General features: G+C 67.3%; 21 protein-coding genes. 9 read left to right on the forward strand and 12 right to left on the reverse strand.

Annotation, left to right across the window (positions count from 1 at the left end; genetic code table 11):
• Window positions 1-20 precede the first annotated feature (20 nt).
• The 3 genes from GDJ08_RS08465 (at window position 21) to GDJ08_RS08475 (ending at window position 4,786) form a co-directional block, all read left to right on the forward strand.
• On the forward strand, window positions 21-1,811 hold the full coding sequence (locus GDJ08_RS08465; protein ID WP_153164695.1) for a glycoside hydrolase family 15 protein: 1,791 nt from the start codon (window positions 21-23) through the stop codon (window positions 1,809-1,811).
• Window positions 1,808-3,175, forward strand: coding sequence for an alpha,alpha-trehalose-phosphate synthase (UDP-forming) (otsA, locus tag GDJ08_RS08470; RefSeq protein WP_136003015.1), 1,368 nt, complete (start codon window positions 1,808-1,810; stop codon window positions 3,173-3,175). Before GDJ08_RS08465 ends, otsA begins: the two co-directional genes overlap by 4 nt.
• Window positions 3,176-3,505: 330 nt before the next feature.
• Entirely contained in the window at window positions 3,506-4,786 is a 1,281-nt protein-coding gene (locus GDJ08_RS08475) for an OmpA family protein (RefSeq protein WP_136003014.1), read from the forward strand.
• Window positions 4,787-4,802: 16 nt separating this feature from the next.
• Here GDJ08_RS08475 and GDJ08_RS08480 read toward each other — a convergent pair whose 3' ends face one another.
• The 3 genes from GDJ08_RS08480 to rluD are packed head-to-tail and all read right to left on the reverse strand — an operon-like array spanning window position 4,803 to window position 6,951.
• Window positions 4,803-5,198, reverse strand: a complete 396-nt coding sequence (locus GDJ08_RS08480) for a thiol-disulfide oxidoreductase DCC family protein (RefSeq protein ID WP_153164696.1) — start codon at window positions 5,196-5,198, stop codon at window positions 4,803-4,805.
• Window positions 5,186-5,962, reverse strand: a complete 777-nt coding sequence (gene pgeF, locus GDJ08_RS08485) for a peptidoglycan editing factor PgeF (RefSeq protein WP_136003012.1) — start codon at window positions 5,960-5,962, stop codon at window positions 5,186-5,188. The genes GDJ08_RS08480 and pgeF overlap by 13 nt, the downstream gene beginning before the upstream one ends.
• Window positions 5,962-6,951: a 23S rRNA pseudouridine(1911/1915/1917) synthase RluD gene (gene rluD / locus GDJ08_RS08490; RefSeq protein WP_017356166.1), complete on the reverse strand. Its 990-nt coding sequence runs from the start codon at window positions 6,949-6,951 to the stop codon at window positions 5,962-5,964. Before rluD ends, pgeF begins: the two co-directional genes overlap by 1 nt.
• Before the next feature lie 113 nt (window positions 6,952-7,064).
• On the opposite strand from rluD, the gene GDJ08_RS08495 reads away from it, so the two are divergent.
• Window positions 7,065-7,949, forward strand: a complete 885-nt coding sequence (locus GDJ08_RS08495; RefSeq protein ID WP_017356167.1) for an outer membrane protein assembly factor BamD — start codon at window positions 7,065-7,067, stop codon at window positions 7,947-7,949.
• Between the two features lie 186 nt (window positions 7,950-8,135).
• Here GDJ08_RS08495 and GDJ08_RS08500 read toward each other — a convergent pair whose 3' ends face one another.
• The 3 genes from GDJ08_RS08500 to sucC form a co-directional block, all read right to left on the reverse strand.
• Window positions 8,136-9,770, reverse strand: coding sequence for an NAD+ synthase (locus GDJ08_RS08500; RefSeq protein WP_136003011.1), 1,635 nt, complete (start codon window positions 9,768-9,770; stop codon window positions 8,136-8,138).
• Window positions 9,771-9,947: 177 nt separating this feature from the next.
• Window positions 9,948-10,823 carry a succinate--CoA ligase subunit alpha gene (sucD, locus tag GDJ08_RS08505; RefSeq protein ID WP_017356169.1) on the reverse strand — a complete coding sequence of 292 codons (876 nt, stop codon included), beginning with the start codon at window positions 10,821-10,823 and terminating at the stop codon, window positions 9,948-9,950.
• 21 nt (window positions 10,824-10,844) lie between these two features.
• Window positions 10,845-12,014: an ADP-forming succinate--CoA ligase subunit beta gene (sucC, locus tag GDJ08_RS08510; protein WP_017356170.1), complete on the reverse strand. Its 1,170-nt coding sequence runs from the start codon at window positions 12,012-12,014 to the stop codon at window positions 10,845-10,847.
• Between the two features lie 317 nt (window positions 12,015-12,331).
• On the opposite strand from sucC, the gene GDJ08_RS08515 reads away from it, so the two are divergent.
• Together GDJ08_RS08515 and GDJ08_RS08520 are read left to right on the forward strand one after the other, a co-directional pair.
• A complete protein-coding gene (locus GDJ08_RS08515) occupies window positions 12,332-13,945 on the forward strand; it encodes a sensor histidine kinase (protein ID WP_153164697.1) in 1,614 nt (537 codons plus the stop codon).
• A 78-nt stretch (window positions 13,946-14,023) separates the two neighbouring features.
• On the forward strand, window positions 14,024-15,412 hold the full coding sequence (locus GDJ08_RS08520) for a sigma-54-dependent transcriptional regulator (protein WP_017356172.1): 1,389 nt from the start codon (window positions 14,024-14,026) through the stop codon (window positions 15,410-15,412).
• Between the two features lie 24 nt (window positions 15,413-15,436).
• Here the strand turns inward: GDJ08_RS08520 and pilB are convergent, their stop codons facing one another.
• Window positions 15,437-17,164 (reverse strand): type IV-A pilus assembly ATPase PilB, encoded by a 1,728-nt coding sequence (pilB, locus tag GDJ08_RS08525; protein ID WP_017356173.1) that lies wholly within the window; start codon window positions 17,162-17,164, stop codon window positions 15,437-15,439.
• Window positions 17,165-17,340: 176 nt separating this feature from the next.
• On the reverse strand, window positions 17,341-17,754 hold the full coding sequence (locus GDJ08_RS08530) for a pilin (RefSeq protein ID WP_017356174.1): 414 nt from the start codon (window positions 17,752-17,754) through the stop codon (window positions 17,341-17,343).
• 361 nt (window positions 17,755-18,115) lie between these two features.
• On the opposite strand from GDJ08_RS08530, the gene GDJ08_RS08535 reads away from it, so the two are divergent.
• From GDJ08_RS08535 to coaE, 3 genes are read left to right on the forward strand one after another with little or no spacing between them, the layout of a single operon-like run.
• Window positions 18,116-19,375, forward strand: coding sequence for a type II secretion system F family protein (locus GDJ08_RS08535; RefSeq protein WP_136003187.1), 1,260 nt, complete (start codon window positions 18,116-18,118; stop codon window positions 19,373-19,375).
• Between the two features lie 7 nt (window positions 19,376-19,382).
• Entirely contained in the window at window positions 19,383-20,246 is an 864-nt protein-coding gene (locus tag GDJ08_RS08540) for a prepilin peptidase (protein ID WP_017356176.1), read from the forward strand.
• A gap of 10 nt (window positions 20,247-20,256) precedes the next feature.
• Window positions 20,257-20,874: a dephospho-CoA kinase gene (gene coaE, locus GDJ08_RS08545; RefSeq protein WP_153164698.1), complete on the forward strand. Its 618-nt coding sequence runs from the start codon at window positions 20,257-20,259 to the stop codon at window positions 20,872-20,874.
• A 27-nt stretch (window positions 20,875-20,901) separates the two neighbouring features.
• Here the strand turns inward: coaE and GDJ08_RS08550 are convergent, their stop codons facing one another.
• The 4 genes from GDJ08_RS08550 to rimK all read right to left on the reverse strand — a co-directional run bounded on the left by GDJ08_RS08550 (window position 20,902) and on the right by rimK (window position 24,520).
• Window positions 20,902-22,233 (reverse strand): sensor histidine kinase, encoded by a 1,332-nt coding sequence (locus GDJ08_RS08550; protein ID WP_017356178.1) that lies wholly within the window; start codon window positions 22,231-22,233, stop codon window positions 20,902-20,904.
• Window positions 22,234-22,237: 4 nt separating this feature from the next.
• Window positions 22,238-22,915, reverse strand: coding sequence for a response regulator transcription factor (locus GDJ08_RS08555; RefSeq protein ID WP_017356179.1), 678 nt, complete (start codon window positions 22,913-22,915; stop codon window positions 22,238-22,240).
• 8 nt (window positions 22,916-22,923) lie between these two features.
• Window positions 22,924-23,397, reverse strand: a complete 474-nt coding sequence (locus GDJ08_RS08560) for a hypothetical protein (RefSeq protein WP_229296480.1) — start codon at window positions 23,395-23,397, stop codon at window positions 22,924-22,926.
• A 229-nt stretch (window positions 23,398-23,626) separates the two neighbouring features.
• Complete coding sequence (rimK, locus tag GDJ08_RS08565) at window positions 23,627-24,520, reverse strand: 30S ribosomal protein S6--L-glutamate ligase (RefSeq protein WP_017356181.1); 894 nt, start codon at window positions 24,518-24,520, stop codon at window positions 23,627-23,629.
• Between the last annotated feature and the right edge of the window lie 60 nt (window positions 24,521-24,580).

A 24,580-nucleotide genomic window follows, 5' to 3' on the forward strand; every position in this document is an offset into this window, starting at 1 on the left:
TGACCCGAGAGTTTCATGACATGAGTAGTGACACCGTCCCCACCCTGGACCTGGGCGTTGTTGGCAATGGCAGCTTCGGCGCGTTGATCGACAAACACGCCCGCGTGGTCTGGAGCTGCCTGCCCACCTTCGATGGCGACCCGACCTTCTGCGCCCTGCTCGAACCGAACCAGCAGACCGGCGGCGACTTCGGCATCGAGCTGGAAGACCTGGTCGGCAGCGAACAGACCTATCTGACCAACACCGCCATCCTGCGCACCGTGCTTCACGACAAGCACGGCGGCGCCCTGGAGATCATCGACTTCGCGCCGCGCTGGCGCCAGAACGACCGCTTCTACCGGCCCGTCAGCCTGATCCGCCAGGTGCGGCCGCTGGCCGGCAATCCCCGCATTGTCGTGCGCGCGCGCCCGCTGGCCGACTGGGGTGCACGCGTACCCGACGCCACCTGGGGCAGCAACCACATCCGCTGGGTCCTGCCCGACCACATCCTGCGGCTCACCACTGATGTACCGGTACGCTTCGTGCGCGACGGCCTGACGTTCACGCTCAACCACCCGGTGCACCTGGTGCTGGGCGTGGACGAGTCGCTGGACCGCTCCCTCAGCGGTTATGTGCAGGAAGCCTTCCAGCGTACCCGCGACTACTGGCGCGAATGGGTGCGCTACCTGTCCATTCCGCTGGAGTGGCAGGACGCGGTGATCCGCAGCGCGATCACACTCAAGCTGTGCCAGTACGAGGACAGTGGCGCGATCATCGCGGCAATGACCACGTCCATTCCGGAGGCGCCGGGCAGCATCCGCAACTGGGACTACCGCTACTGCTGGCTGCGCGACGCCGCGTTCGTGGTGCGCGCGCTCAACCGCCTCGGCGCGACCCGGACGATGGAACAGTTCCTGGGCTACATCTTCAATCTGGCCACGGCTGATGGCAGCCTGCAGCCGCTTTACGGCATCGGCTTCGAGGCAAAGCTGGACGAGGACGAAGTGCCCTCGCTCTCCGGCTACCGCGGCATGGGCCCGGTCCGGCGCGGCAATCTGGCCTGGGTGCAGCGCCAGCACGATGTGTACGGCAGCGTGGTACTGGCCTCCACCCAGCTGTTCTTCGACCGCCGCCTGCAGGACCCGGGCGATGCACACACCTTCGCGCGCCTGGAACCGCTCGGCGAACAGGCCTTCGCGCTGCATGATGTGCCCGATGCCGGGTTGTGGGAGTTCCGCGGGCGCACCGAGGTGCACACCTATACCAGCGCGATGTGCTGGGCCGCGTGCGACCGGCTGTGCAAGATCGCGGTGCGGCTCAAGCTCGATGACCGCGCGGCCTACTGGCGCGACCGCGCCGATACGATCCACGCGCGCATCATGGCCGAGGCGTGGAGCGAGGAACTGGGCCACTTCACCGACACCTACGGCGGCCACCGCCTGGACGCCTCGCTGCTGCTGCTGGCCGACATCGGGTTCATCGAGGCGCACGACGCACGCTTCGTGGCCACCGTCGAAGCGATCGGCCGCGACCTCAAGCACGGTGATGCACTGTACCGCTACGTGGCGCCGGACGACTTCGGCGAGCCGGAAACCAGCTTCACCATCTGCACCTTCTGGTACATCGATGCGCTGGCCGCGATTGGCCGCATGGACGAAGCGCGTGACATGTTCGAGATGCTGCTGTCCCGGCGCAACCACCTCGGCCTGCTGTCCGAGGATCTGGCCTTCGACAGCGGCGAAGCGTGGGGCAACTTCCCGCAGACGTACTCGCATGTCGGCCTGGTGACCGCCGCGATGCGTCTGTCGCGCAGCTGGCAGGAGGCGTCATGAGCAGGCTGGTCGTGGTGTCCAACCGGGTGGCGGTCCCGGGCGAAAACCGCGCTGGCGGCCTGGCCGTGGGCCTGCTGGCCGCACTCAAGGAACGCGGGGGCGTCTGGTTCGGCTGGAGCGGCAAGGCGGTGCGCGATCCCAGCGGCGCGCTGCACGAGCAGGTGGACGGCGACATCCGCTACGTCACGATGGACCTCAACAAGCGCGATGTGGACGGTTACTACAACGGCTTCGCCAACCGCACGCTGTGGCCGCTGCTGCACTTCCGCCTGGACCTGGTCGACTACGACCGCGCCACCCGCGAAACGTACCGCCGGGTCAATGCGCTGTTCGCCGAGAAGCTCGCGCCGCTGCTGCGCGACGACGACATCGTGTGGATCCATGACTACCATCTGATCCCGCTGGCCTCGCTGCTGCGCGAGCGCGGCATCGGGTGCCGCATCGGGTTCTTCCTGCACGTGCCGATGCCCTCGGCCGACCTGCTGCAGGCCATGCCGGACCACCTGCGCCTGTTCTCCAGCCTGTATGCGTACGATCTGGTCGGCTTCCAGACCCAGCGCGACGCCGACCGTTTCCAGTCCTATGTACGTCTGTTCGGCGGCGGGCGCGTGGTGGGCGATGGCGAACTGGAGGCACCGGGGGGGCGGCGCTTCCGCGCGGCGGCGTTCCCGATCGGTATCGATACCGGCCACATCGCGCGCCAGGCCGGGGCCGGCGCCAGCAAGCCGGCCGTGCGCGCCCTGCGCAACAGCCTGGGCGACCGCCAGCTGGCCATTGGCGTGGACCGCCTGGACTACTCCAAGGGCCTGCCCGAACGCTTCCTCGGCTTCGAGCGCTACCTCGAACGCCACCCCGACCAGCGCGGCAGCCTGACCTACCTGCAGATCGCGCCGGTGTCGCGTGGCGACGTCAACGAGTACCGTCAGCTGCGCGGCCAGCTGGAGCAGATCGCCGGACACATCAACGGCGGCCATGCCGCGCCGGACTGGACGCCGCTGCGCTACGTCAACCAGAACTTCACCCATGCCACCCTGACCGGCTTCTACCGGGCGGCCGCCGTGGGCCTGGTCACCCCGCTGCGCGACGGCATGAACCTGGTGGCCAAGGAGTACGTGGCCTCGCAGGACCCGGAGAATCCCGGCGTGCTGGTGCTGTCACTGCTGGCCGGCGCGGCCGATGAGCTGAAGCACGCGCTGCTGGTCAATCCGCACGACCTGGACGGCGTGGCCGATGCCATCGCCACGGCCGCCACCATGCCGCTGCGCAAACGCGTGGAACGGTGGCAGGCCATGATGGACCACCTGCGCACCTACGACATCAATCACTGGCGGCAGACCTACCTGGAGGCGCTGGAAAGCGCCTGACGCGCGGCGACGGCGCTGCGCATCGCCGTCGCTTTCGGCCCGGCTTCTGCCCTGCAGATGTCTCTTTTCGCGCGCGTGAGGTGACGGCGCGTGCGGGTGTCGTCTTTGACACGTGCCGCCGGACAGACCGTGCTGTCCCAAGCCGCCAAAAGCGATAGGCGGCGCGAATGGATCTGCGCAAACGCAACTTTCTGCGGCAGTGGCTTGCGAATTTTCATTCGCCATTGACAGGGACTAACGACATTCAGGCCCCCAGAGCCCCCCGACAAGGCGTGGGCCAGGCACGTGCGACGTGATGCGCACGGTCTTTTCAACTGGGGATTTGAAGACATGTCATCGCTTGACCGCTTGATCGAAGATGCCGCCTCCCGGCTTAATCTGGGCTACCGCGCGCGCAGCGTGGTAACGGTGTTGACCGCGTACATCGCCACCCGCGAAGACGGGTTGGCTGGACTGGGCGACCAGTTCGAGCGCGCCGGGGTGGGCGCGCTGTTCCACAGCTGGTGCCGCGGCGACGAGCAGCCGATCGTCGCCAGCCAGCTCGAGCGCGCCATCGGCCGCGAGGACCTGGCGCGCCTGGCCCGCCGCGCCGGCTTTCCACCCGGCATCTTCGCCGTCATCGTCGCCGAGTTGCTGCCGCCACTGGTGGATCTGCTGACCACCACCAACGGCGCGCCGGTGGCGCTGCGTGCCCGCCGCCTGGACGCGCATGCCGCCGGCGCGGCGGGCCAGGCCGTGCGGGGCGTGGCCGTGCGCAGCATCCTGGCCTGCCTGATCGGCGTGTCACTGATCCTGGCCACCAGCTGGCTGTACCTGGTCACCCGGGCGCCGCCGCAGGACACGTCCGCCACGCGGGTGGCGCCGGTGGCGGACGCGCGGTTGTCACTGGTGGTCGACGGCGACCACGTGCGGGTGGACGGACGGCTGCCGCGTGCCGCCGACCAGCGCCGGGTATGGAACGCGCTGGTACAGCGCTACGGGGAGGACAACGTACGCGGCCAACTGCAGGTGGATGGCGGAACGCGCCCACCGCGCTGGCAGGACCGGCTGATCGCCCACCTGCCCGCCCTGCTCGCCCCCGGCCTGCGGCTCGATCTGGAGGGCGAGCACATCCGCGTGGACAGCCGTGCGCTGACCGTGCAGGACCGGCTGGGTGTCACCCGGGTACTGCGTGATCACTTCGGTGCCTTCGACGTGCGCGGACTATGGACGCCGGGCATCGCCGCCCTGCACGCGCTGCCGCCCGACGCCACGCCCGATGCGGTGGTGGTCGCGCTCAACCAGACCGTGGTGAAGTTCCAGCCCGAGGCGACGGCGCTCACCGGCGACTCCCTGGATACCCTGCACGCCACCGCGGCGGCGCTCCGCCAGCTGCCGGCCGGCACCCGGGTGGAGGTCGGCGTGCATACCGACAGTCACGGCGATGCCGCCGCCAGGCGCGCTCTGAGCCAGCAGCGGGCCGAGTCGCTGGTGCTGGCACTGCACCTGCTGGATGTGCCGATGGGGATGCTGGACGCAATGGGGCACGGTGCCGACGATCCGATCGCCGACAACCGCAGCGAGGCCGGCCGCGCACAGAACCGGCGCGTGGTCTACCGGCTGCTGCGCTGAGCGGCCGGCGCAGCGCTCACGCCAGGAAGCGCCGTGCCTGTTCCGCACTCGGCAGGAAACAGCTGTCGTGGCGGCCGAACCAGCGGTAGCGATTGCGTGCCAGCGCCCGGTAGGCGCGATCACGCAGCCGGCGCGGGACCGCGCGCAGCACCACAGCCAGCCGCCACGGCCCGCCCAGCCCGACCAGCACCCGCACGATGGCATCGGTATCGGTCCAGGCGCGGCCGTCCTCCAGCAGCAGGAACGACAGCGGATCGTCCGGGTCCAGCCCATGCTGCCGCAGCAGGACGCGCCCGTGCGTGCCCTGCATCGCGGCGAAGCGGTAGCGCTCCTGCCGGTCGACTCGCAGCAGGAAGCGCACCCAGCGGCTGCACAGTGCGCAGACGCCGTCGAAGACGATTACCCCCGCCATACCAGCGTGGCCATGCGGCCAGTGCGACGATCGCGGCGATGCGAGAAGTAGTGCTCCGGCGCCGCGATGGTGCACCGGGTACCGCCGCTGATGGCGGCCGCATCCAACCCGGCTGCCTGCAGACGCTGACGGGCCAGCGCGTACAGATCCACCCGCCAATGACCCGGGCGGGTGGCCTGGAAGGCCGTGGCCGCGTCGGCCGTGTGCGCAAGGAAGGCAACCCTGACCTCCTCACCCACCTCGTAGTGCGCCGGACCGGCGGCCGGCCCCAGCCACGCCTGCAGCTGCGACGGCACCGTGCGCATGGCGGCCACCGTGGCTTCAAGCATGCCGTCGGCCAGGCCGCGCCAGCCGGCATGCGCCGCGCCGATCTCGCTGCCGTCGCGCGCGGCGAACACCACCGGCAGGCAATCGGCGGTCAGGATGGCCAGGACCACGCCTGTGGCCGACGTCACCGCCGCATCGGCAGTGGGTTCGGCGTCGATCCCGGCCGCCCTCGGCGGCGCATCGAAACGCAGCACCGTGGTGCCATGCACCTGGCGCAGCCAATGCGGGGCCGAGGGCAGTACCAGGCCGGCCTGGAGCAGGTCGCGGTTGCGCTGCACCTGCGCCGGGTCGTCACCGTCGGCGGCGTACCGGTTGCCCATGTTGAACTGGTCGAACGGCGCCACCGATCCGCCTGCGCCGTAGCGCAGGGTGGTCAGCGCCTGCACGCCCGGCGGCGCGCGCCACTCGGCCGGCAGTACCGGAAGCGAGGCGTCCATCAACGGCGCCCGCGCTCCAGTTCGGCGAAGTGCCTGCTGTCTTCGCGCAGCGCGTGCAGCAGCGCCAGCATGTCCGCCGGCGGCGGCGCGCTGTTGCGGATCGGCTCGCCGGTGACCGGGTGGGTGAACTCCAGCGTTTCGGCGTGGAGTGCCTGGCGCTTGAAGCCGCGCAGCGCGGCGACCAGCTCATCGCTGGCGCCCTTGGGCAGCTTCAGCGCGCCGCCATACAGCTGATCGCCGATGATCGGATGGCGCAGGTGCGCCATGTGCACGCGGATCTGATGGGTGCGGCCGGTTTCCAGGCGGCATTCCAGCGCGGTGTGCGCGCGGAAGCGCTCACGCAGGCGGTAATGGGTGATCGCGTCCTTGCCGTCCTCACGCACGGCCATGCGCACGCGGTCGCGCGGATGGCGGTCGATGGCGGCGGTAGCGGTGCCCCCGGAGACCAGCGCGCCCACCACCACCGCCAGGTACTGGCGATGCACTTCGCGCGCGGACAACTGCGCCACCAGCGCGGTCTGCGCCTCCAGCGTGCGCGCGATGACCATGACGCCACTGGTGTCCTTGTCCAGCCGGTGCACGATGCCTGCGCGCGGCAGGACCGCCAGCGACGGGTCACGGAACAGCAGGGCGTTGACCAGCGTGCCGGTGGGGTTGCCCGCACCGGGGTGGACCACCAGGCCGACCGGCTTGTTGATGACGAACACGTGCTCGTCCTCGTACAGGACCTCCAGCGGGATGTCCTCCGGCTCGGCATGGGTCTGGGTGTCGAGCACGACAAGCAGGCTGGCGACCTCGCCGCCGCGCACCGGGTCGCGCGGGCGGGCCGGCTCGCCGTCCAGCAGCAGATCGCCGGATTTGATCCACTCGGTCAGGCGCGAGCGGGAGTATTCAGGGAAAAGTTCGGCAACCACCGCATCGAAGCGGCGGCCGGCGGCGGTATCGGGCACGATGGCCTGACGGGGGTTTTCAGCTGGGGTATCGGACATGGGAACCACGCGGGGAGACAATTTTGGGGTCCGGGCGACCACTTTCAGTCGCAGGACAGGCCACTAGGCTATCATCGACCCTTCGTATTCCAGCCGCGTCCCGCCCTGACCCCATGATCCGACGCTCCGTTCTGCTGTCCGCGCCCGTCCGCCTCGCCGCCCTGATGCTGGTGCTGCTCTTCGTCGCCACCGGCTGCCATCGCGGTACCAAGGGCAAGAACCCGGATGAAGGGCTGCCGGTCGAGCAGCTCTATGACAAGAGCCACAAACTGATGGAGGGGGGCAACTGGAGCGGTGCCGAGGCCAGTTTCCGCCGTCTGGTGGCCCAGTACCCCTACGGCCCGTACACCGAGCAGGCGATGATCGAATCGGCCTACGCCCAGTACAAGGCCGGCAAGCACGATGACGCGGTGTCCAGCATCGACCGCTTCATCCGTACCTACCCGACCCACCGCAACATCGCCTACCTGTACTACCTCCGCGGCCTGGCCAACGGCAACCGCGACACGGTGTTCCTGCGCCGGGTGTGGTCCCTGGACCCGAGCCGCCGCGACCTGTCCGCCCCGCGCCAGGCCTACGCCGACTTCACCATCGTGACTGAGCGCTACCCCAACAGCCGCTATGCCGCCGACGCCCGCCAGCGCATGATCGTGCTGCGCGACGTGTTCGCCCAGCACGAGCTGGACAACGCCCTGTACTACCTGCGCCGCCAGGCTTGGGTGTCGGCCGCCGGCCGCGCCAACTACCTGCTGGAAACCTACCCGCAGAGCGCCTTCCAGTACGACGCCGTGGCCACCCTGGCCGAGGCGTACACGCACCTGGACAACAAGCCGCTGGCCGACGACGCCCGCCGGGTGCTCGAGCTGAACCAGCCCGACCACCCGTGGCTGCAGGGCAAGTGGCCGAAGTACCCGTGGATGGTGCGCAAGCTGAACCCGTTTGCCGGCGAGAAATCGGCCAGCACCGGTCAGCGCAACGCCACGATCAACCGCAAGTAATCCCTGCGGTGACGAAGAAAAGGGCCCGGTTCGGGCCCTTTTTTTTGGCTCCTCTCCAAGGGAGGGGACACGCCTCTGAGCCTGGGGCCGCAAGGCGTGTGTTTCCTGCCGAGGACCCTCGCCAGCGCCTGGCGTTCGTGTCCTCGCGGTTGGCCGCGGGGCCTGTGCCAGGCGCCGTCGCGGGTGTCAGCCCTTGTAGCCGTTGCTGATCGGGTAGCGGCGTTCGCGGCCGAAGGCGCGCCGCGACACCTTGGGACCGGGCGCGGCCTGGTGGCGCTTCCACTCGCTTGTGCGCACCAGGCGCAGCACGCGGTCCACCACCTCCGGCGCGTAGCCGGCCCCCACGATCTCCTCGCGCGACTGTTCCTGGTCGACGTAGCGGTACAGGATGCCATCGAGCACATCGTAGGCGGGCAGCGAGTCCTGGTCGGTCTGGTTGGCCCGCAGTTCGGCGGATGGCGGCCGGGCAATCACCGCCGGCGGAATCACCGGCGCGCCCCCGACCGTGTTGCGCCACTTGGACAGGCCGAACACCTCGGTCTTGTACAGGTCCTTCAGCGGCGCGTAGCCACCGCACATGTCGCCGTAGATGGTGGCGTAGCCCACCGCGTATTCGCTCTTGTTGCCGGTGGTGAGCAGCAGCCCGCCGAACTTGTTGGACAGCGCCATCAGGATCACGCCGCGGCTGCGCGACTGCAGGTTCTCCTCGGTGACATCGGCCGGCTGGCCCTCGAACATCGGGCCGAGCGCGCGCATCAGGCCCTCGAACACCGGTTCGATCGACACCGCTTCAAGCCTCACCCCCAGCGCGCGGCACTGCTCGGCCGCCAGATCGTTGGACATGTCGGCGGTGTAGCGCGACGGCAGCCGCACTGCGGTGACGTTGGCCGCGCCCAGCGCATCCACGGCCATCGCCAGCACCAGCGCCGAATCGATACCGCCGGACAGGCCCAGCCACACCTTCTTGAAGCCGTTCTTGCGGCAGTAGTCCTGGATGCCCCGGGTGACCGCACGCCAGGCCAGCGCGTCCATGCTCTCGTCGCCATCGTCGATCCACTCGCGCGGCAGGAAGCGACGCGTCTGCGCGTCGTAGTCCACGACCAGCCACTGGTCGGTGAACGCCGCCGCTGCCGGGTGCACCGTGCCATCGCCATCGGCGACCACCGAGGCGCCGTCGAACACCAGCGCATCCTGCCCCCCCACCACATTGAGGTAGGCGATCGCCGCACCGCTTTCACGGGTACGTGCGGCCAGCACGGCATCGCGCTCGGCATGCTTGCCGCGCTCGTACGGCGAGGCGTTGGGCACCACCACCAGTTGCGCGCCCTGGCGCACGGTATCGGCCAGCGGCTCGGCGAACCACAGGTCCTCGCAGATCAGCAGGCCCACCGGCACGCCCTTGATCTCGAACACGCAGCTGCCGCCGTCCGGGTCGACATCGAAGTAGCGGCGCTCGTCGAACACCGCGTAGTTGGGCAGTTCGCGCTTGCGATAGGTGTGCAGGACCTGGCCATCGCGCAGCACGCTGGCCGCGTTGTAGACCACCGCACCGGCGGCCTGCGGCCAGCCAACCACGGCGGTGATGCCCTGGGTGGCCGCAGCGATGCGCTCCAGCGCCTGCTGGCAGTCGTACAGGAAACGCGGCCGCAGCAGCAGGTCCTCCGGCGGATAGCCGCTGATGGCCAGTTCCGGGAACACCACCAGTTCGGCGCCGTACTCGTCGCGCGCCTCGCCGATCATCGTGATGATGGTATCGGTGTTCTGCGCGACGGCACCTACCGGGAAGTCGAACTGGGCCAGGGCAATGCGAAGCGACGTCATGAGATACAGCCTGGTGGTTGCAATGCCCCATTGTAGTGCCGGCCGCTGGCCGGCAGCCATGTGGACACGTGCCACGCCCCAACGCAGAAAGGCCGCCCGGAGGCGGCCTTTCTGTTTGACGCCGCCGACCAGCGGTCGGCGCTTCAGGCATGTCCACCGCGTACGCGGCGGGCGGCCTTACTTCACCAGCTTGGCGATCGCGGCACCCAGGTCGCCCGGCGAACGCACGGTGACGACGCCGGCAGCTTCCATCGCGGCGAACTTGCCTTCCGCAGTGCCCTTGCCGCCCGAGGCGATCGCACCGGCGTGGCCCATGCGCTTGCCGGCCGGAGCCGACGCACCGGCGATGAAACCGACGACCGGCTTCTTCACGTGGTTCTTGATGTACTCGGCACCGGCTTCCTCGGCGTCGCCGCCGATTTCGCCGACCATGATGATGCCTTCGGTCTGCGGGTCTTCGTTGAACAGCTTGAGGCAGTCGACGAAGTTCAGGCCATTGATCGGGTCACCACCGATGCCGATGCAGGTGGACTGGCCCAGGCCGACTTCGGTGGTCTGCTTGACCGCTTCATAGGTCAGGGTGCCCGAACGCGACACGATGCCGATCTTGCCCGGCTTGTGGATGTGGCCCGGCATGATGCCGATCTTGCACTCGCCCGGGGTGATCACGCCGGGGCAGTTCGGCCCGATCAGCACGGTGTCCGGATGCGAACGGGTCAGCACGTTCTTGACGCGCAGCATGTCCAGCACCGGAATGCCTTCGGTGATGCACACGATGACCTTGATGCCGGCAGCGGCCGCTTCCAGGATCGCATCGGCCGCGTACGGCGGCGGCACGTAGATGACCGAAGCATTGGCGCCGGTGCTCTGCACGGCGTCGGCAACGGTGTTGAAGACCGGCAGATCGATGTGGGTGGTGCCGCCCTTGCCGGGGGTCACGCCGCCAACAACCTGGGTGCCGTACTCGATCATCTGAGTGGCGTGGAAGGTGCCCTGCTGGCCGGTGAAGCCCTGCACGATCACCTTGGTGTTCTTATTGATCAAAACAGACATTGTTATTCCTTCGGTGTCGGATCAGGCGGCGTTCTTGACAGCTTCAACGACCTTCTTGGCACCGTCGTTGATGTTGTCGGCCGGGATGATGGCCATGCCGCTGTCACGCAGCAGCTGCTTGCCTTCTTCCACGTTGGTGCCTTCCAGGCGCACCACGACCGGAACCTTGACGCCCACTTCCTTCACAGCGGCGATGATGCCTTCGGCAATCATGTCGCAGCGGACGATGCCGCCGAAGATGTTGACGAAGATGCCTTCGACCTTGTCCGAGGACAGGATCAGCTTGAACGCTTCGATGACGCGCTGCTTGTTCGCACCGCCGCCCACGTCCAGGAAGTTCGCCGGCTCGCCGCCGTTGAGCTTGATGACGTCCATCGTGGCCATGGCCAGACCGGCGCCGTTGACCATGCAGCCGATGTTGCCGTCCATCGTGACGTAGTTGATGTCCAGCTCCGAGGCGATCACTTCGGTCGGATCTTCCTGGGTCTTGTCGCGCATGGCGACCAGCGCCTTCTGACGGAACGCGGCGTTGTCGTCGCTGTCGAACTTGCCGTCCAGCGCGTACAGGTTGCCGTCGTCCAGGATGGCCAGCGGGTTGATTTCAACCAGCGCCAGATCCTTTTCGTTGAACAGGCGGTACAGGTTCACCATGATGTTGGCGAACTGGCCGGCCTGCTTGGCGGTCAGGCCCAGCTTGAAGCCGAAATCACGGCCGTGGTAGCCCTGCACGCCTTCAACAAAGTCGACGTTGAGCGAGTGGATCAGCTCCGGGGTTTCGGCGGCGACCTGCTCGATCTCCACGCCGCCTTCCGACGAGGCGATGTAGGTGATGGTCTTGGTGCCACGGTCAACCAGCACCGACAGGTACAGTTCCTTGACGATCTCGCCGGCGGTGGTCACCAGCACCAGGTTGACCGGCAGCTCGACGCCGGCGGTCTGGTAGGTGGCCATCTTGGTGCCGAGCATCTTGGCCGCAGCGGCCTTCACATCGTCGGTGGTCTTGCAGAACTTGACGCCGCCAGCCTTGCCGCGACCGCCCGCATGGATCTGCGCCTTGACCATCCAGGGGCCCTGGCCCAGGGAATTGGCAGCGTCAACGGCTTCGTCCGGGGTCGCCGCGACCTTGCCGGCCGGAACGGGGATGCCGTACTCGGCAAGCAGTTGTTTTGACTGGTATTCGTGGAAATTCATGCGTCACCGTGGGAATAGGAACGACCGCACGCATCTCCAAGGCCCCCTCACAGGGCGCCGGTCCGGACCGCGGCGGGCCCTCTATTGTGGACGAGCCGGCGCGCAGGCGCAAAGACAGCGCCCTCCGCTCGCTGGCCCGACGGGTTTTTCGACCGATTTTCAGGCAGTTGCGCCACTCCCCAGGCGCCCGGCCGCCGGAACGGGCCGGTGCGGCGCGCAAACCGGGGAGCGCCCTGTCCCGGCGCCGTCCCGGGACACGCCCCCATGCGCGGCCACACCCTCTACACTCCCCGCAATGCCTGAAGGGGAGTTCCGGCGTGTCACCCAGCGCTTCACTGATCGACCGCATCGAATCCATTCCGAGGCGGGAACTGTATTTTTTCGCGTTGTACCGGCTGCTGATCGCCTCGGTGATCATCGCCCTGCTGTTCAGCCCGCTCAGCTCGATGGTGGGCGAAGCCGACCACCCGTACCTGGCGCGGATCGTCGGCACCGCCTATCTGCTGCTGTCCGCCCTGCTGCTGTTCATCGGCCGCAACGAGCGCTGGCTGCGCCCGATCGTGGTCGGCGGCGTGGCGGTGGACATCATCGCCGCGGTCCTGCTCGCGCACGCCCTGCCCGGCGCCAGCGCCGGCATCTCGATGTCGCTGCTGTTCAACATCGCCGCCGCGGCGACCCTGCTGCCGCTGTCGTGGGGGCTGGGCATCGCCGTCACCGCCAGTGCCGCCACCGCCGGGGAATACGTGTGGAAGCTGCTGGAAGGCGGCGATCCGACCCGTACCCTGGCCGAGCTGGCGATGTTCATCACCAGCTATCTCGCCCTGGCCTTCGTCAGCTACCAGGTGGGCAACCGCGCGCGCCGCAACCAGCAGCTGGCCAACCAGCGTGGCGCCGAAGTGGCCAACCTGTTCGAGATCAACGAACTGATCATCCGCCGCATGCGTACCGGCGTGCTGGTGGTGGACGGCGCCAACCGCATCACCCTCGCCAACGAAGCGGCCTCCACGCTGATCGGCGACGCCGACGGCAACAGCGGCAGTGGACGCCTGGAGCTGGCCAGCGCCGCGCCGGAACTGGCGCGGCGCCTGCAGCGCTGGCGCAACGGCTGGACCAACGATGAGCTGCCCATCCAGCTCTCGCCCGACCAGCCGGAAGTGCAGCCCCGCTTCGCCCGGCTGCTCGCGGGCAGCGAGCTGACCCTGGTGTTCCTGGACGACTCCAGCGTGGTCTCGCGCCGTGCCGAATCGCTCACCCTCTCGGCGATGGGCCGCTTCTCGGCCAGCCTGGCCCATGAAATCCGCAATCCGCTGGCGGCCATCAACTACGCCGCCCAGCTTCTGGAGGAATCCACCGCGATCGGCGAGACCGACCGCCGCCTGCTGCAGATCATCCACCAGCAGTGCCAGCGCACCAACGGCATCGTCGAAAGCGTGCTCGGCCTGGCCCGCCGCGAACGCGCCAATCCGGAGAACCTGGATCTGGCTGCGTTCGTGCGGCGCTTCGTGATCGAGTACAAACAGGGCATCACCCTGGAGACGGACAGCGTCGAGCCGATCATCAGCGAGACCTCCGTGCACGCGCTGATGGACCCGCGCCACCTGCACCAGATCCTCACCGTGCTGGTGCACAACGCGCTCAAGTACGGTCGCATCGGCCAGGACCCGGCGCGCGTGCGGCTGCGCGTGGCGCGCCAGGAGCGCGCCGCGGTGATCGATGTGATGGACCGCGGCCCGGGCATTCCCGAGAGCGTGGCCAGCCAACTGTTCCGCCCGTTCTATACGACCTCCGAGCACGGCACCGGCCTGGGCCTGTACATTGCCCGGGAGCTCTGCCGCGCCAACCAGGCCCGGCTCGAGTACGTGTCCGTCCCGGCGGGCGGCGCCTGTTTCCGGTTGATCCTGCCCGGCCCGCACACGATGCTGCACGAATGACCGCGGACCGCCGCACATCCGCCCACCCCGCGTCAAACATTTGTCGCCAATGACCCCCCTCGGCTATCTTCCCTCCTCATGAACGACAACCGCAGCGCCCTCGTCGTCGACGACGAGCGCGACATCCGCGAACTGCTGGTACTGACGCTGGGCCGCATGGGCCTGCGCATCAGCACGGCGGCCAATCTCGCCGAGGCACGGGAGCTGCTGGCCAGCAATCCCTACGATCTGTGCATCACCGATATGCGCCTGCCCGACGGCAACGGCATCGAGCTGGTCACCGAAATCGCCCAGCACTACCCACGCACGCCGGTGGCGATGATCACCGCCTTCGGCAGCATGGACCTGGCCGTGGAGGCGCTCAAGGCCGGCGCCTTCGACTTCGTCAGCAAGCCGGTGGACATCGCCGTGCTGCGCGGGCTGGTCAAGCATGCGCTGGAACTCAACAACAGCGAGCGCGCAGCGCCCGCCACGCTGGCCCCGGAACAGGCTGCGCGCCTGCTCGGCGAGTCGCCTGCGATGGACGGCCTGCGTGCCACCATCGCCAAGGTCGCGCGCAGCCAGGCGCCTGTCTACATCCTCGGCGAATCCGGCGTGGGCAAGGAACTGGTCGCGCGCACCATCCATGACCAGAGCGCGCGCGCGGCCGGCCCGTTCGTGCCGGTCAACTGCGGCGCGATTCCCTCCGAGCTGATGGAGAGCGAGTTCTTCGGCCACAAGAAGGGCAGCTTCAGCGGCGCCCATGCCGACAAGCCCGGCCTGTTCCAGGCCGCACACGGCGGCACCCTGTTCCTGGACGAAGTGGCCGAGCTGCCGCTGCAGATGCAGGTCAAGCTGCTGCGCGCCATCCAGGAAAAGTCGATCCGCCCGGTCGGTGCGGCCACCGAGGTCGCCGTCGACGTGCGCATCCTCTCGGCCACCCACAAGGACCTCGGCGAGCTGGTCGAGGACGGCCGCTTCCGCCACGACCTGTACTACCGCATCAACGTGATCGAACTGCGCGTGCCGCCGCTGCGCGAACGCCGCAGCGACCTGCCGCAGCTGGCTGCCTCGATTCTGGCGCGGCTGGCGCGCACCCATGAACGCCCCACCCCGCTGCTGGCGCCGTCGGCGCTGGACGCGCTGGCGCAGTACCACTTCCCCGGCAACGTGCGCGAACTGGAGAACATCCTCGAGCGTGCCCTGGCGCTGGCCGAAGGTGACAGCATCGGGGCCAGCGACCTGCGCCTGCCCGCCCCGGGCGGCCACCGCGTGGCCGGGGGGTCCGCCGCGACGCACCAGGAAGAAGCGGTGGTTGATCTGCCGGCCGGCAATGGCGCCCTGCCCTCGTACATCGAGCAGATGGAGCGCACCGCGATCCAGCGCGCGCTGGAAGAGAACCGCTGGAACAAGACCCGCACTGCCGCGCAACTGGGCATCACCTTCCGTGCGCTGCGCTACAAGCTCAAGAAGCTGGGCATGGATTGAGGGCCGGGCGCCGCCCGGCGCCCGTCAGTCCTTGGTGACGCGGTTGATCTCGGCCAGGCTGGTCACGCCGGCCGCAGCCTTGACCAGCGCCGACTGGCGCAGGTCGTTGACCCCGGCGCGCTGCGCCGCTTCGGCAATCTGGATGGCGTTGCCACCGGCCAGCACGATCACCGAAATTTCCTCGCTCATCGGCATCACCTGGTAGATGCCGGTACGCCCCTTGTAGCCTTCGGTGCATTCCTCGCAGCCGACCGGCTCGTACAGCCGGATTCCGGCATCGATCTGCTCCTGGGTGAAGCCTTCGGCCAGCAGCGCGTGCGCGGGCAGCTCGATCGGCCGCTTGCAGTTGCCGCACAAACGCCGCGCCAGGCGCTGGGCGATCACCAGGGTCACCGAACTGGTGATGTTGAACGGGGCGATGCCCATGTTCATCAGGCGCGCGATGGTCTGCGGCGCATCGTTGGTATGCAGGGTGGACAGCACCATGTGGCCGGTCTGCGCCGCCTTGATCGCGATCTCGGCCGTTTCCAGGTCGCGGATTTCGCCGACCATGATGATGTCCGGGTCCTGGCGCAGGAACGAGCGCAGCGCGGCAGCAAAGGTCATGCCGCGCTTGTTGTTCTGCTGCACCTGGTTCACGCCCGGCAGGCGGATTTCCACCGGATCTTCAGCGGTGGAGATATTGCGCGTCTCGTCGTTGAGAATGCCCAGCGCCGTGTACAGCGACACCGTCTTGCCCGAGCCGGTCGGACCGGTCACCAGCACCATGCCGTAGGGCTTGTGGATGGCTTCCAGGAACAGCTTCTGCTGGTTCGGCTCGTAGCCGAGCTTGTCGATGCCCAGCTTGGCGGCACTGCCGTCCAGGATACGCAGCACGATCTTCTCGCCGAACAGCGTCGGCAGCGTGCTGACGCGGAAGTCGATCTGCTTGGTCTTGGACAGGTTGAGCTTGATGCGCCCATCCTGCGGCACGCGCTTCTCGGCGATGTCCAGCTGCGACATCACCTTCAGGCGTGCGGCGATGCGCTGGTTGAGCTTGACCGGCGCCTTGGCCACATTCTTGAGCAGGCCGTCGATGCGGAAGCGCACCCGGTAATCGTCTTCGTACGGCTCGAAGTGGATGTCCGAGGCACCCTTGCGGATCGCATCGACCAGCACCTTGTTGACGAACTTCACCACCGGGGTGTCGTCGCCCTTGGCGTCCACGCCGGCATCCGGGCTGCCCCCCTCCTCGTCGCCGCTGGAAACGTCCAGGTCGCTCATGTCGTCGTCGCCGCCGCCGAGCGCCGAGCCCAGGGTGTCATGCTTGGACTGCCACTGCTCCAGAGTGCGCTTGATCTGCTCCTCGTCGACCAGGATCGGCTCCACCACCAGATTGGTGTGGAACTTGATCTCGTCCAGCGAATGGGTCGGGTCGCTGGTCCCCACAAACAGCTTGCCGCCGCGCTTGAACAGCGGCAGCACGCGATGCTTGCGCAGCAGCTCCTCGCTGACCAGGCTGATCGCGTTCTGGCTGCTGTCGAACACCGACACGTCCAGCAGCGGCATGCCGAACTCCAGCGCATTGGCCGCAGCCAGCTGCCCGGCCGAAACCAGCTTGTGCTCGGCGAACCACTGCGGCAGCGGCTGCTTGGCGGCCGCGGCCTTGGCCATCGCGTCGCGCGCGGCCACCTCGTCCAGCGCGCCGTCCTGGACCAGGCGACGTGCGATGCCGGTGATGCCGACGAGATTGGCGGTGATTGCTACCGACATGGCCTGTGCCCTTCATTCAACATGAGCAGAAGATACTGCAAAAACGCGGATATCGAACGACGCATCGCTGAGGTCGGACGGGACATCCGGACGCCTCAGGCCGCGATGTACCGCAGGCCCGGAAACGCAATCGGGAGGCTTTCGCCTCCCGATCTTGGACCAGCATCAGCCAATGATTACTGGCAGGTAGCCGGACGATATTTGGCGGCGATGGTGCCCGAGCAGGTCCAGTCAACCTGGCCATTTGCGGACTTCTGGCCAGTCAGAGTGATGGTGCCGGTCGGGGTGCTGCCACCCAGATCCTGGCCCGTCGCGGTGATCACGCCCTCGGAGTAGGTGACGCCGGAAACGTACTTGGACGCCTGGGATTCGATGGCAACCGTAGCCGGCATGTCGGTCGGGTTCGCGGTGTCAGCAGCAGCAGCTTCCGACACGGTGGTACGGGCCGAAGAAGCAGCCAGCATCACTTCGGACACGCGCGACTTGACCAGGTAATCCTGGTAGGCCGGCAGCGCGATGGCGGCCAGGATGGCAATGATCGCGACGACGATCATCAGTTCGATCAGGGTGAAGCCCTTCTGATTCTTCATGTGTACATCCCCAAGAGGTAGATAGTTGGTAGGGCACTGGGCCGTCGCCGGGCCGGCAAGCCGGTTGAGCGGGGCGGGCGCCCTGTGCGGGTGGATCGAAGCAGGTTGCGTGCCAACGGTGCCAGCAATGCTCCCCAGCATTCCCCGGCGCAATGATGGCAGCAATCTTCAGGATTGGAACCCCCCTCACAGAAATCTGCGACGGACCCGGCAATGTGACGTGCTGCGTCACCTTCTGACAGAAGTGACCGGCCCAACCGGCCCGCCGCCGTCGGCTGTCAAGGGATGCCAACGGCATTCGGAAACGGCTACCATGCGGCGAGATAGCCCGCCTGGGGAAGGTGTGGCTGGGGAGCCCAAAATGTCTGTGAGCCGTAGCGCGATCAAGAAAGAGCCCGTGGCGCGAAGCACCATGGAGCTGCAACCGTTTGTCTGGGAGGGGACCGACAAGCGGGGCATCAAGATGAAGGGCGAGCAGATCGCCAAGAACGCAAACATGCTGCGTGCCGAGCTGCGCCGCCAAGGCATCACGCCCGGGGTGGTGAAGGTCAAGCCAAAGCCACTGTTCGGTGCGGCGGGCAGCCCCGTCACGCCCAAGGACATCGCCTTCTTCAGCCGCCAAATGGCGACGATGATGAAGTCGGGCGTGCCGATCGTGAGCGCGTTGGAGATCATCGCCAGCGGGCACAAGAACCCGCGGATGAAGAAGCTGGTTGACACGATACGCGCTGATATCGAGGGCGGCTCCTCGCTGCACGAGGCGATCAGCAAGCACCCGGTCCAGTTCGACGAGCTGTACCGCAACCTGGTACGCGCCGGTGAAGGCGCCGGTGTGCTGGAAACCGTGCTGGATACGGTTGCTACCTATAAAGAGAACATCGAGACCCTCAAGGGCAAGATCAAGAAGGCCATGTTCTACCCGGCCATGGTTGTTGCCGTGGCGATCATCGTTAGCTCGATCCTGCTGATCTGGGTCGTGCCGATGTTCGAGGACGTGTTCAAGAGCTTTGGCGCGGACCTGCCGGCCTTTACCCAGATGATCGTGATGTGTTCGCGATTCATGGTCTCGTGGTGGTGGCTGCTGGCGTTGATTGCCGGCGGTAGCGCCTTCGGCTTCCTGTTTGCCTACCGGCGCTCCCCGTCCATGCAGCACACAATGGATCGACTGATCCTGAAAGTGCCTGTGATCGGCGAAATCATGAACAACAGCGCGATCGCTCGCTTCTCGCGGACCACGGCGGTCACCTTCAAGGCCGGCGTGCCGCTGGTCGAGGCACTGGGCATCGTGGCCGGCGCCACCGGCAACAAGGTCTACGAAGAGGCCGTGCTGCGCATGCGCGACGACGTCTCGGTGGGCTACCCGGTCAACATGGCGATGAAGCAGGTCAATGTCTTCCCCCACATGGTCATCCAGATGACCGCCATCGGCGAGGAGGCCGGCGCGCTGGATACCATGCTGTTCAAGGTCGCCGAGTACTATGAGCAGGAGGTCAACAACGCCGTGGATGCCCTGAGCAGCCTGCTGGAGCCGATGATCATGGTATTCATTGGTACCATCGTCGGTGGCATGGTGATCGGTATGTACCTGCCCATCTTCAAACTCGGCGCGGTTGTCGGATAAGTGATACATGGCATTTCTTGACCAGCATCCCGGTCTCGGCTTTCCCGCCGCGGCCGGTCTGGGGCTGCTTCTGGGCAGCTTCCTCAATGTAGTGATCCTGCGCCTGCCCAAGCGGCTGGACTGGCAGTGGAAGCGCGACGCCCGCGAAGTGCTGGAAGAGCCGGACATCTACGAACCGCCACCGCCAGGAATCGTGGTGGAGCCGTCGCACTGCCCGCACTGCAAGCACAAGCTGGCCTGGTACGAAAACATTCCGCTGTTCAGCTGGCTGGTCCAGCGCGGCAAGTGCCGCCATTGCCACGCGCCGATCTCGATCCAGTACCCGCTGGTGGAGGCGCTGACCGCGCTGCTGGTGGTTGCCAGCGTCTGGCAGTTCGGCTTCGGCTGGCAGGGCTTCGGCGCGATCGTGCTGACCTGCTTCCTGATCACCCTGTCGGGCATCGACCTGCGCACCCAGCTGCTGCCGGACCAGTTGACCCTGCCGCTGATGTGGCTGGGCCTGATCGCGGCCAGCGACAACCTGTACATGCCGGCCAAGCCGGCCCTGCTCGGCGCGCTGGCCGGCTACCTGTCGCTGTGGTCGGTGTGGTGGCTGTTCAAACAGCTCACCGGCAAGGAAGGCATGGGACACGGCGATTTCAAACTGCTGGCTGCGCTGGGCGCGTGGTGCGGACTCAAGGGCATCCTGCCGATCATCCTGCTGTCGTCGGTGGTCGGGGCGATCATCGGGTCGATCTGGCTGTATTCGCGTGGCCGCGACCGCGCCAGCCCCATTCCGTTCGGGCCGTACCTGGCCATCGCCGGCTGGATCGTGTTCTTCTGGGGCGAGCCGTTGATCAACGGCTACCTGAGCTACGCCGGCCTGCGTTGAGGGCCGGCCGATGAGTCGCTTCGTGGTGGGCCTGACCGGCGGCATTGCCGCCGGCAAGAGCGAGGTCAGCCGCCGCTTCGAGGCGCTGGGTGTGACCGTGGCCGATGCCGACCTGGCCGCCCGCGAGGTGGTCGCCCCCGGCAGCGAATGCCTGGCCCGCATTGCGGCTCATTTCGGTGCGGACATCCTGTTGGCGGACGGTCAGCTCGACCGCGCCGCCCTGCGCGAGCGCATCTTCGCCTCCCCCCCGGCGCGCCAGGCGCTGGAGGCGATCACCCACCCGGCCATCCGCCAGCGGCTGCGCGACATCTGCGCACAGGCGCCCGGTCCCTACGCGATCGCGGCCATCCCGCTGCTGGCCGAAGCCGGCGGCCGCCAGCACTATCCGTGGCTGGACCGCATCCTGGTCGTGGATGTGCCGGCGGCGGTGCAGCACGCGCGGCTGGTGCAGCGCGACGGCATCACCGCCGACCTGGCCGACCGCATGATCGCCGCCCAGGCCAGCCGTGACGCGCGCCTGGCGCTGGCCGACGACGTGGTGACCAATGATGGCCATCCGGACCACCTGCAGTCGCATGTGGAACGGCTGGACCGCCAGTACCGGACATTGGCCGAACGCCACGACTGATGCGGCCGCCCGGCAGCCGCGGTCCCCTCAGGCGTGGGTGGCCGGCGAGAAGGTCAGGGTCGCGATCACGCCACGCTCTTCGCCCGGGCGCACGCTGACCTGCCACCCGTAGAGGTCGCACAGGCGGCTGACGATCGACAGGCCGATGCCCCCGCCCTGCGAATGCCCCGCATGGGTGCCCCGGTAGCCTCGCTGGAACAGGCGCTCGGCATCTTCCCGGCTCAGCCCCGGGCCACTGTCGATGACCTCCACGCTGTTGGCCAGGATGCGCACGCGCACGGCCCCTTCCTGCGAGTACTTCACCGCGTTCCCGATCAGGTTGCCCAGCGCAACCGACAGGGCCGCTTCAGGCGCGTCCACCACCAGCTCGTGGCCGCCTTCGAGGATCAGCTCCAGCGGCTTGCCGCCGAGCTGGGCACGGTGCGCGTCGAGCAGCTGCTCGGCGACACGCGCCACATTGCTGGTGCCCTGCCCGCGCTCGTTGCGCGACAGCAGCAGCAGCGAGCCGATCAGGTCGGTGCACTGCTGTTCGGCACGCTGGATGCGCTGCAGGCGCTGCAGCACCTTGTCGTCCAGCCCGGGACGGGCCAGCAGCAGCTCGGTGGCGCCACGGATCACCGCCAGTGGCGTACGCAGCTCGTGGCTGACGTCGGCGTTGAACTCCCGGTCGCGCTGCACCACTTCGGTCAGACGCGAGGAATAGTCATCCAGGGCCTGCGCCAACTGGCCCACCTCGTCGTCGGGGAAGCGCGGTGCCAATGGCTCCGGCTCGATCGTGCCGCCACGGTAGGACCGCAGCCGGGCGGCCAGGTCCGACACGGGTTTCATGACCTTCGACGCCGACCACCAGCCCAGCACCACCGACAACAGGCTGAACACCAGCACGGAAATCAGCAGCGCCCGTTTGAGCTGCATCTCGCCGCGCTGGGCCTGGGTCATGTCGTAGAGCAGGAAGAACCACTCGCTGTCGGTCTTGCGCACGGCCAGTTTGTAGGCAAACGGCTTGCCCTGGTCGTCGATGCCGGTGATGTTGTGGTTGCCATTGGGCAGCCGCGTCCACTCCGGGCGCTCCTGGCGCACGCGATCGAACTTGTCCTTGGGAAACACGTAGGCCAGCATCTGCTCGACCGGCAGGTCCGGACTGCGGCTGGGATCGGAGTAGAACCGCCGCGCGTACTCGTCGACGTTGCGGTTCATCACGTCCTCGACCAGCTGGTTTTCCACGCGGCTGCGGGCCCAGTTGGTGGCAAACGCGAACAGCGTCGTCAGGCAGAAGCCCAACAACGCGAACGAAACGATGATGCGACTGCGCAGCCGCCGCCGGTACGGTGCGCGGCGGCGGCCCCCCTTGGCGCTCACCCGATCAGGCTTCCGGGGCGGCGATGCGGTAACCGATGCCGTGACGGGTCTGGATCAGCGGCACCTCGAACGGCTTGTCCACCACGGCACGCAGGCCGTGGATGTGCACGCGCAGCGAGTCCGAATCCGGCAGTTCCTCGCCCCACACCCGGGTTTCCAGTTCCTGGCGGGTGACCACGGCCGGCGCCGCTTCCATCAGCGCCTGCAGGATCTTCAGCGCCGTCGGGTTGAGCTGCAGCAGCTTGCCCTGTCGGCGGACTTCCAGCGTATCCAGGTTGTACTCCAGATCACCGGTTTCCAGCACGCGCGTCTGCACGCCCTTGCCGCGACGCGACAGGGCGTTCAGACGGACTTCGACTTCCTGCAGCGCGAACGGCTTGATCAGGTAGTCGTCTGCGCCGGAATCAAACCCGGCCAGCTTGTTGTCCAGCGAATCCCGTGCGGTGAGCATCAGTACCGGGGTCTGCTTGCGCGCTTCATTTCGCAGCTTGCGGCAGACCTCGATGCCGTCCATCCCCGGCAGATTGAGATCCAGCACGATCGCGTCGAACTCATGGACCACCGCCAGGTGCAGGCCGGTCACGCCATCGGCGGCGAAGTCCACGGTATGCCCGCGGTCTTCGAGGTAGTCGCCCAGGTTGGCGGCGATGTCGCTGTTGTCTTCAATTACAAGAATTCGCACTGTGACCTCTAATAAGAATAGTTGCCGACCCGTTGCGTCTTATCCATGCGACCTTGGGCCTGGGCCTTGATGCGCTCGCGCTGGGCAACGGTCATGCATTGGGTGACCGGCATGTTGGAGCCGATCGCCTTTTCACGCTTACATATTAGACGGCTATCTTCGCGCGCTTGTGTCAAAACGGTGTTTACTACCTGCTGATCGTTGAACAGCGCCATCCGCGCGCTCTCCGGCAGCGCCTTCTGCTCGGGGTACTGTTCGACCACGGCGCGCATACGCGTCAAGGCTTCGCGGACCCGGCTGCGCTCGGGCAGGGCCAGTTCGGCGTAGGTCTCGCCGTCGTTCAAGTCGATCTCGATCTTGGTGATCTGTTCAGACAACGGCTTGCCCGGCTCGAACACCTCTTTCTTCGGCGCCGCATGGGCGGTGGCGCCCATGCACATCAGCAGTACGGCCGTTGCCGCGACCCTCGTCATACCTTTCATGCCCAGCCATTCCTTGCTTGGAGTGAGCGCCGACTGTAGCCCCCTCGCCTTCACGCCAGCAAGTGCGCAACGACAGGGCATAAAAAGGCCCAGGCGGAAGCCGCCTGGGCCTGAAGGTGTTTCCCGATTACCGAATCCTGCTGAGGAGGGCAGAGCTGCGGTTCGACAGAGCCTACGCCGGGGTCGATTAAACCCGTGTTAAAAGCGTCACCGAGGCCCGCATTAATGTTCAAGCCTTTGAAGCGGAAGGCTTTTTCATCGACGCAACGTGGTCGATGATGCGTCCGGCCAGGTCGGTCTGGCAGATGGCTTCGATCCCTTCCAGCCCCGGGGTGGAGTTGACCTCCAGCACCAGCGGGCCGCGGCTGGAGCGGATCAGATCCACGCCGGCCACGCTCAGGCCGAGCGCCTTGGCCGAGCGTACGGCCACCTGCTGTTCGGCCCGTGTCGCCTTGGCCGCACGGGCACTGCCGCCCGCATGCAGGTTGGAGCGGAAGTCACCGTCCGGCGCCTGGCGCTGCATCGCGCCCACCACCTGGTCGCCTACCACCAGGCAGCGCAGGTCGGCGCCCTGGGCCTCGCCGATGAACTCCTGCATCAGGAAGTTGGCATACAAGCCGCGCAGCGCCTCGACGATGCCGCGCGACGCGCTGGCCTTCTCGGTCAGGATCACGCCTCGCCCCTGGGTGCCCTCGTTGAGCTTCACCACGTGCGGCGGCGGGCCGAGCATGGACAGCAGGTCCACGGTGTCGTCGGGGTTGTCGCCGAACACCGTCACTGGCATGTCGATGCCCTTGGACGCCAGTATCTGGTGCGCACGCAGTTTGTCACGCGCGCGCAGGATGGCATCGGACGGGTTGGGCGTACGCGCGCCCATCATCTCGAACTGGCGCAGCACGGCGGTGCCATAGCGGGTTACCGACGCACCGATGCGCGGAATCACCGCATCCACGCCGGTGATCGCCCGCCCCTTGTAATGCATGCTGAAACCGTCCGCCGCGATGCGCATGTAGCAGCGCAGCGGATCGAGCACCCGCACGGTATGACCACGGGCACGCGCCGCTTCGACCAGACGGCGGGTCGAGTACAGCTTGCTGTTGCGGGAAAGGATGGCCAGCTTCATGGTGGTGCGCAGGGAGGAAAGCGCGAAGCATAGCGCGCAGGCGATACGGCGCGATGACGG

This window comes from Stenotrophomonas nematodicola, from assembly GCF_009467805.1.
Classification (GTDB): domain Bacteria; phylum Pseudomonadota; class Gammaproteobacteria; order Xanthomonadales; family Xanthomonadaceae; genus Stenotrophomonas; species Stenotrophomonas nematodicola.

Bases quoted from the DNA above. Each gene is read 5' to 3' on its own strand.
- GDJ08_RS08535 (WP_136003187.1), top strand. From the start codon at position 18,116: ATGTCTGTGAGCCGTAGCGCGATCAAGAAAGAGCCCGTGGCGCGAAGC.
- sucD (WP_017356169.1), bottom strand. From the start codon at position 10,823: ATGTCTGTTTTGATCAATAAGAACACCAAGGTGATCGTGCAGGGCTTC.
- coaE (WP_153164698.1), top strand. From the start codon at position 20,257: ATGAGTCGCTTCGTGGTGGGCCTGACCGGCGGCATTGCCGCCGGCAAG.
- rluD (WP_017356166.1), bottom strand. From the start codon at position 6,951: ATGTCCGATACCCCAGCTGAAAACCCCCGTCAGGCCATCGTGCCCGAT.
- GDJ08_RS08465 (WP_153164695.1), top strand. From the start codon at position 21: ATGAGTAGTGACACCGTCCCCACCCTGGACCTGGGCGTTGTTGGCAAT.
- GDJ08_RS08530 (WP_017356174.1), bottom strand. From the start codon at position 17,754: ATGAAGAATCAGAAGGGCTTCACCCTGATCGAACTGATGATCGTCGTC.
- pgeF (WP_136003012.1), bottom strand. From the start codon at position 5,962: ATGGACGCCTCGCTTCCGGTACTGCCGGCCGAGTGGCGCGCGCCGCCG.
- GDJ08_RS08475 (WP_136003014.1), top strand. From the start codon at position 3,506: ATGTCATCGCTTGACCGCTTGATCGAAGATGCCGCCTCCCGGCTTAAT.
- GDJ08_RS08540 (WP_017356176.1), top strand. From the start codon at position 19,383: ATGGCATTTCTTGACCAGCATCCCGGTCTCGGCTTTCCCGCCGCGGCC.
- rimK (WP_017356181.1), bottom strand. From the start codon at position 24,520: ATGAAGCTGGCCATCCTTTCCCGCAACAGCAAGCTGTACTCGACCCGC.
- GDJ08_RS08560 (WP_229296480.1), bottom strand. From the start codon at position 23,397: ATGAAAGGTATGACGAGGGTCGCGGCAACGGCCGTACTGCTGATGTGC.
- GDJ08_RS08495 (WP_017356167.1), top strand. From the start codon at position 7,065: ATGATCCGACGCTCCGTTCTGCTGTCCGCGCCCGTCCGCCTCGCCGCC.
- GDJ08_RS08520 (WP_017356172.1), top strand. From the start codon at position 14,024: ATGAACGACAACCGCAGCGCCCTCGTCGTCGACGACGAGCGCGACATC.
- GDJ08_RS08500 (WP_136003011.1), bottom strand. From the start codon at position 9,770: ATGACGTCGCTTCGCATTGCCCTGGCCCAGTTCGACTTCCCGGTAGGT.
- pilB (WP_017356173.1), bottom strand. From the start codon at position 17,164: ATGTCGGTAGCAATCACCGCCAATCTCGTCGGCATCACCGGCATCGCA.
- sucC (WP_017356170.1), bottom strand. From the start codon at position 12,014: ATGAATTTCCACGAATACCAGTCAAAACAACTGCTTGCCGAGTACGGC.
- otsA (WP_136003015.1), top strand. From the start codon at position 1,808: ATGAGCAGGCTGGTCGTGGTGTCCAACCGGGTGGCGGTCCCGGGCGAA.
- GDJ08_RS08480 (WP_153164696.1), bottom strand. From the start codon at position 5,198: ATGGCGGGGGTAATCGTCTTCGACGGCGTCTGCGCACTGTGCAGCCGC.